6 protein-coding genes are annotated in these 6,923 nt (G+C 69.3%); 2 read left to right on the forward strand and 4 right to left on the reverse strand.

The features are described from left to right. The first annotated feature begins 356 nt into the window (after positions 1–356). On the forward strand, positions 357–1,106 hold the full coding sequence (locus tag E1287_RS29925) for an IclR family transcriptional regulator (RefSeq protein ID WP_279507341.1): 750 nt from the start codon (positions 357–359) through the stop codon (positions 1,104–1,106). A gap of 174 nt (positions 1,107–1,280) precedes the next feature. Here the strand turns inward: E1287_RS29925 and E1287_RS29930 are convergent, their stop codons facing one another. Further along, positions 1,281–1,643, reverse strand: coding sequence for a YkvA family protein (locus E1287_RS29930; protein ID WP_131968616.1), 363 nt, complete (start codon positions 1,641–1,643; stop codon positions 1,281–1,283). A gap of 365 nt (positions 1,644–2,008) precedes the next feature. Between E1287_RS29930 and E1287_RS29935 the strand changes: the two genes are divergently transcribed. Continuing rightward, positions 2,009–3,274, forward strand: coding sequence for a hypothetical protein (locus E1287_RS29935; protein ID WP_207934542.1), 1,266 nt, complete (start codon positions 2,009–2,011; stop codon positions 3,272–3,274). Between the two features lie 63 nt (positions 3,275–3,337). Here E1287_RS29935 and E1287_RS45900 read toward each other — a convergent pair whose 3' ends face one another. The 3 genes from E1287_RS45900 to E1287_RS29950 form a co-directional block, all read right to left on the reverse strand. After that, entirely contained in the window at positions 3,338–3,664 is a 327-nt protein-coding gene (locus E1287_RS45900; protein WP_243719526.1) for a septal ring lytic transglycosylase RlpA family protein, read from the reverse strand. 748 nt (positions 3,665–4,412) lie between these two features. Next, on the reverse strand, positions 4,413–5,411 hold the full coding sequence (locus E1287_RS29945; protein ID WP_131968618.1) for a hypothetical protein: 999 nt from the start codon (positions 5,409–5,411) through the stop codon (positions 4,413–4,415). A 272-nt stretch (positions 5,412–5,683) separates the two neighbouring features. Then, positions 5,684–6,790, reverse strand: coding sequence for a ferritin-like domain-containing protein (locus tag E1287_RS29950; RefSeq protein ID WP_131968619.1), 1,107 nt, complete (start codon positions 6,788–6,790; stop codon positions 5,684–5,686). Positions 6,791–6,923 lie beyond the last annotated feature (133 nt).

The raw sequence follows: 6,923 nt of genomic DNA on the forward strand, positions 1-6,923 counted from the left end.
GTGCCGCACGGCCGCTACGAGCCGTCATGTCCATGTGTAACCGGACGGCAGACGGGCGTCCGTCCGGTACCGCTGCGGCGGTCGGTACGGCCAGCGTCAGTGACGGTACGGTCAGTGCGCCGCTTGCCGCGATCGCACCCCAGCGTGTCGTTCGGCGCCCCGTTCGCACGCGATCCCCTCTTCCGGTTCTGTCCGTATTGGCTGCCAGGGGGGCGGCGATGTGGCGCCGGGCAACGACAGTTATTGCCAGGTCAGGGCCACGAGTAACGTGCACCGTCCCGCCAGCCCCCGATCTTTCGCACAGCGAAATCGACTCTCCGTAGAATCGGGAGGGTCGCGAGCGAGAGGAGACGCGGGTGGCGGAAGCGGTCCGTTCGTTGGAGCGAGCGTTCGACCTGCTCGAACATCTGGCGGACGCGGGGGGCGAGATGGCGCTGTCCGAGCTGACGGAGGTCTCCGGACTGCCGATGCCTACGATCTACCGCCTGATGCGCACTCTGGTGAACAAGGGCTATGTGCGCCAGGAGCCGTCCAAGCGCTACGCCCTGGGCCCGCGGCTCGTCCGGCTAGGCGAGGGTGCCGGGCGTCTGCTGGGCACCTGGGCGCAGCCCGTCCTGTCCCGTCTCGTCGACGCGGTAGGCGAGACGGCCAACATGGCGGTGCTGGAAGGCGATGAGGCCGTTTACGTGGCGCAGGTGCCGTCCAAGCACTCCATGCGGATGTTCACCGAAGTGGGACGGCGCGTCCAGCCGCACTGCACGGGCGTGGGCAAGGCGCTGCTGTCGCAGCTGTCCGACGAGCGCGTACGCGAGATCCTCGTCCGGACGGGCATGGACGCGCACACGCCGAACACCCTCACTGACCTGGACGCCTTCCTGTCCGAACTGAAACGCATCCGCGAGCAGGGTTACGCACTAGACGACGAGGAACAGGAACTCGGTGTTCGTTGCGTGGCGGTGCCCCTGCAAGGCGCCCCGGCCTTGACGGCGCTTTCCGTGTCCGGGCCCTCTGGACGCATGACGCGCGAGGCCGTCCCGAACGTGGTGCCCATCATGCAGGACGCCGCCGAGCGCTTCGCCAAGGAACTCGGCCCACCCACGTCGTAATCACGTCCAAGGACCCGGCCACCGCCGACGGGGAGTCAGTGCGATTCTCGTCCGTGATCGAGTTCTCCGGCTACGGCTCCCCGGTGAATGTCGAGCAACCCTGACAACCGACCAACGGCGGCACTCCCAGACCTGTCCGGGAGTGCCGCCGTGCAGAAAGTGCTTCGTCGGCTGTTAGTCGACGGGTTCGCCGACCAGGACGGTCGGGCGGCCGCTGCGTTCCCACGTGACGAAGTCACCGGCGGACCTGACGAGGACGGCGAGCATCCAGAGCGCCAGCCCAGTGTCGTCCACGATCCCCACCACTGGAATCACGTCTGGGATGGCGTCGATCGGGGAGATGATGTAGACGACGCCTAGCGCGAGCAGTCCGAGCGTCGCGTGGGACACACCCTTGTACTGGCCGCGCAGTACCGACTTGAGCATCCGGGGGACGGCGCGGACGCGCTCCCAGAGACCTGGTGCATCGGGCTTCAGGGTTTCGGCGTAGATCTGCCAGGCCTGCCCTGCGGCGGCCGTGCTGCGCTTCCTGTCCACGAGCACTCCTCAGAGGGACGTTCAGAGGGCGCGCCCCCGCGGCGCCCACGACTTACTACGACGCGGCCGGTGCCGGATTTGTTCCCCCCGACCGGCCATCAGAGCCGTGACACATGCAGCACACCTGTAACGGCACCGGAACGATCGCCGAACCCCCTGGTCGGACGCTCACTCGAACATTCGATAAGCATTACCTGAAGTGAGTTCTTCATCACTCTCGTGGGCGACGTGCGGCGATTCACGGTGTGTTGACCGCCGTCCACTGCAAGCATGGGCGCGCGGGGGGACGCCGCATCCCGGGGGAGCGCTCCCTCAGGGCATGACCGGCACCGCCCGTCGAGCGACGCAGGAGCTGACGTATCGACATGAGCGGCGACCACCATACGAACCATCCCGTCCATGGCACCGCGGCAGGCGACGCGTACGTCGCGCTGCCCCCGACGGCCGTCGACGCGACCGCCTCGGGGCCGACCCGGCTGATCGTGGCCTGGCCCGGGTTCGACCCGCCCCGGACGGCGAGCGCGCTCGCGGCGGCGATCCCGATGACCGGCGTGCCGGTGTGGCGCGTCTACCTCGACCTGCCCGGCCGCTCACCCGGCGGGCTCGGCTCGGGCGCGATCCTGGAGACCGAGACCATCGAGGCGTACTGCGCGGCGGTCGAGAGCGCCGTCGAGCGTCTCCCCGCCGCCCTGGCGGACATCCGCCGCGACCTCGGCCTCCCGGACGGCTCAGACGGCGCAGACGGCCCGGGCGGGGCGGACGGCCCGGGCGGCTCCGTCGGGCTGGTGGGGTTCAGCGCGGGCGGGGCCGCCGCGCTGCTGGCCGTGGCGCGCGGCATCGTGCCGGTGAGCGCCGTAGCGCTCGTCGCCCCCGTCGTCGCACCGTCGCGGGTCGCGCGGGCCGTGGAGAAGCGCTCAGGCCGCGACCGGTGCTGGACGGACGCCGCCGCCGCACTGGCCGACCGCCTCGACCTCGGCTCCCTCGCCGGCGACCTGGCCGGACGGGACGTCGCGACCCTGCTCATCGGCGGTGCCAAAGACCGGGTCGTCCCGGCGCGGGAGATCACGTCCCTGCGCGACCTGCTGCGCCGTCACGGCACGGGCCCGGTCGAGTCCGCGACGTTCCGCATGGGTCACGCGCTGGCCGCCGAGCCCGGCACCGAGGCGCGTCCCCCGATCACCGAGGCCGTCCGCGTGGACGGCGTCCTCACCGACTGGTTCCGCGACCGCCTCGCCCGTCCGACGACCCCGCCCGAGGAGGGTGCACAGGCCGACGGGCCGACGCCCACCGCGAACACCCACCCAGCGGCGCCCCAGCAGAACAGCAACAAGCCTTTGGACGCCGCAACGGCCAACACCCAGCCGATGGTCCGACCGGCCAAGAAGCAACCGGCAACCGTCCACCCGGTGGGCGCCTCCCCAGACGACACCCAGCGCCTGGACGCTCCCAGCCAGCCCGCCCAAACGCTCGACGCCGACCAGGACGCGGACGCTGCGCTAGCAGCGAGCACCCAGCCACCATCAGGCGGGGACGGAGCGTGGTCGAGCGACACGCAAGACGCCGAGCCCGAAACCCAAGACGCGGCAACGGAGTCCGCAGCGGCCGAGTGCGCATACGGGCGCGCGCGCTGAGAGATAGAACCGCCCGGCAGGCACAGTCCATCGCCCGCCGGGCGGGTGTGTACGGCTAGCGGATCAGTCCTTGGACAGGACCTCGTACCGGACGGGGATCACGCCCGCCCCGGTGCCACCGACCTTCTTCATCGCGGCCTTGGACAGGTCCAGGCACCGGCCGCCCGCGTACGGGCCCCGGTCGTTGATGCGGACGATGACCGAACGGTCGTTGTTCTTGTTCGTCACGCGGACCTTGGAGCCCATCGGCAGCGTCTTGTGCGCCGCCGTCAGCTCGCTCGGGTCGAAGGCTTCGCCACTGGCGGTCATCTGCCCCTCCCAGTAGTAGGAGGCCTTGCACGAGCCTGACCTGACGACCTTGTACTGCTTCTTCTTCACAGGCTCGGCCACGTGACCGGCACTGCTGTCGGACCTGCTCTTAGGAGACTTCGTCTTCTCCGGCGACGGCTCCGGGGAGCGAGTCTGCCCACGGCTGGCACGCGTGGGTTCCGTCCGCGGACGGTCTTGCAGTGGTGCCGTGGTCTGCGGCGCGGATTCTGCGGCAGATGCCGATTTCGCTGGGTCGTCGTCGGCGAGGGCGAATGCGCCCATTGCGAGGACGGCGGCACCGGCACCGGAGACGATCAGGATGGTAGTGCGTAGGCGTGCTTGTAGAAGACGCCTGACAGGGCTACCCACAGAGGAGTCCTTTGTTAGGGGACAGGACCCCGGACGCCCGGTGTTCTCGCGGCGTGTTCAGGCGACGTCGCTCGTCCCCGAATCCCCCACCGCCGGCGGGCTCGCTGGCCCGCTTCCGCGCCGATCTTCGCAGCGCTACCGCGTCATCGCGGTTCCGGCGTCCGGCACGTGCGGCGAGGGAAAGGCATCTTCACTTTTGATCTCTAAGACGCCGCACAAGTCCTTGACCGTACGGGGTATCGCGCGTTAATCAAGCCGCAGAGCCCTGGTTTGTGGGGTTTGTCACCCTATATTTTGCCCTTCGGAGCTGATCAACTCCGGTGGGTAGCCGGGTTCGTAGATCAGCTTTACTACCCATAGAAGTTGTGATCTCGGACATATAACAAACGCTTGCCTGCTAACGGAACGGGGCGTTCCGCGGATGTCGTCGCATCCGTGGAACGCCCCGTTCCGATGATCGTCAGCCGAGTCCCGGCACCTCCGGAAGGCCGAGCCCGGACGCGTCCGGGAGCCCGGCCCCGCCCGCGTCCGGCAGGGACAGCGGGCCGTCGGCCGCCGTCCGCTTCGCGGCGCCGTCCCGCACCTTCAGCACCTCCACCACGCTGCCGACGCCGTTCTCCGTCTGGTCGATCTCGCCGCCGACCTGGTTGATCGTGTCGTTCGCCTGGCCGAGCAGGTCGTCGGACGGAGCCGGCTGCGCGTACCGTCCGGCCGGCGGGAAGAGCGTCGGGCCGACCGGCAGCCCGGCCGGCGCGGAACCGAGCGCGAACGGAACGTTCGGCAGCCCGAGCCCCGGCTCGGAGCCGAGCGCCGGCGGGACGCCCGGCAGCGCCTTGCCGACCGGCGTGGCGGCTCGCTGACCGCCCGCAGGCGCTGCGGACCGGCCGGCCGGGAGCACGGCGGGCCGCCCGCCGGGGAGCGCGGTGCTCACGCCCGGCAGCTCGCCGAGCTTGCTGTTGCGCACCGCAGTGCCGACCTTTTCGGCGTCCTTGACGAGCGTCTTCGGGACCCTGACGACGGCGTCGGCCGGCGGGGGCAGGTCGTCCGTCCCCGCGCGGCGGTCGGCGGGGAGGCAGTCGCCCTTGGGCAGCCCGCCCAGCGGGGTCTTGCCGACCGACAGCGGGGTGCTCGGCAGGCTCGTCCCGGCGTGGGAGTTGACCGTCTTGCCCGGGTTCAGCTTGCACCGCTCCGCGCTCGCGGAGCGAAGGCCCGGCGACGTCGGCGCGGCGTCGAGGACGCCGTCCACCGCGCCCGTCGTCGTCTCGGCGGTCTGGCCCGCCGACTGCGCGACCGGTTCGGGGAGCACGCCGGTGACGGGCCCGGCCACGGCCGCCGCCTCGTAGAGGAGCGTGGTGGACGCACCGGGAGCGGCGCCCGCCGGTGCTGCCGCGACGGCGAACGCCGCGACGACCGGTGCGAGGACGGAGACGCTCAGCAGGCTTCTGGCGGATCGATTCATGCTTCCCCCCGGGGATTTCGGACTGACCCTGCGCGTGTAGGTGTGCGCCCGCGCGGTTTGCAAATCCGGCGCACCGTCGAGCCGGGACGTTAGTACAGCCCCCCGGCGCGCACCGCCAATTGGAGAATCAATTGGTAAACGCCATATAGATCTACTGAACCCGTCCGCCGACATCCCCACGCGCACCAAATGGCGACAAGTTCCAACAAAGTTCCCGGAAATGCGAAAGCGGGAGCGTCCTCGAAGGACGCCCCCGCTCGACCGGATGGCCGCTATTCGGCCGCGCCGAGGGAGATGGCCTGGTCGACCTCCTCCTTGCGCCCGGCGAGCTCGGCCGCGTACCGCTCCTCGTCGACCTTTTCGGCGATCTCCTCGTCCTGCCTCATCAGCGCTTCGAGGTCGGCCTTGGCATTGTCGAGGACGCCCATGTCCGCATAGGCGGCCTGCACCTTCTCGCCCCACAGCCCAACATCCCGGACGCACGGGACGATCCGGCTGAACAGCAGCGACTGATACAGCGTGTACATGTCGGAGTTGTCGACGAACTCCATGCATTTCTCGACCGGCATGTCGAGCTGCTCGAACACCTCGCGCCCCTTGAACCGGTCGCGCATCAGGTAGCAGCCCTCGACGACGAACTCCTCGCGCTCGGCGCGCTCCTTGTCGCTGAGCTCGGCGTAGTAGTCCTTGAGCGCGAGCCGTCCGAACGCCACGTGCCGCGCCTCGTCCTGCATCACGTACGCGAGGAGCTGCTTGACGAGCGGGTTGGTCGACATGTCGCGGTACAGGCCGAACGCGGCGAGCGCGAGCCCCTCGATCAGGACCTGCATGCCGAGGTACGGCAGATCCCAGCGGCTGTCCTCGAGCGACTCGGCGAGCAGCTTCGCCAGGTCCTGGTTGATGGGGTAGTACATGCCGATCTTCTCGTGCACGAACTTCGTGTACAGCTCGACATGGCGCGCCTCGTCCATCGTCTGGGTGGCGGCGTAGAACTTGGAGTCCAGGTCGGGCACGGACTGGACGATGCGCGCCGACACGTTCAACGCGCCCTGCTCACCATGCAGGAACTGGCTGAACAGCCAGGAACCCTGATGCCGTCCGAACTCGTCGCGCTCCTTCTGCGGCATCTTCTCCCAGATCTCCGACCCGAAGAGCGGGTTGAAGTTCTCCGGCAGGCCCGCGACGTTGACCGGATCGACCTCGACGTCCCAGTCGATGCGCTTCTGCGCGTCCCACTGCTTGTCCTTGCCCTTCTGGTACAGGTTCAGCAGCCGGTCGCGGCCCTCGTCGTATTCCCACGTGAACCGGGCGTCGCCCGCCATGGGGACGTTCCACGTGTCCGTGGGGACAGGCGTGGTGTAGAGGTCGTAGGAACTCACGCGGAATCCTCCTCCGGGGGTGCGCCGCCCGATCGCGACGCGGGTCTGCTCCGCCCACGGCTTTACACACCTTCGTAACATGTAAAACCCTCACAGGACCAGCCCCATGCGAGAACACGCTCACTACCCCGCC

The organism is Actinomadura sp. KC06, assembly GCF_004348735.1.
Lineage (GTDB): Bacteria > Actinomycetota > Actinomycetes > Streptosporangiales > Streptosporangiaceae > Spirillospora.

Excerpts from the sequence above, each read along its gene's own strand:
- E1287_RS29935 (WP_207934542.1), top strand. The coding sequence starts at position 2,009 with ATGAGCGGCGACCACCATACGAACCATCCCGTCCATGGCACCGCGGCA.
- E1287_RS29945 (WP_131968618.1), bottom strand. The coding sequence starts at position 5,411 with ATGAATCGATCCGCCAGAAGCCTGCTGAGCGTCTCCGTCCTCGCACCG.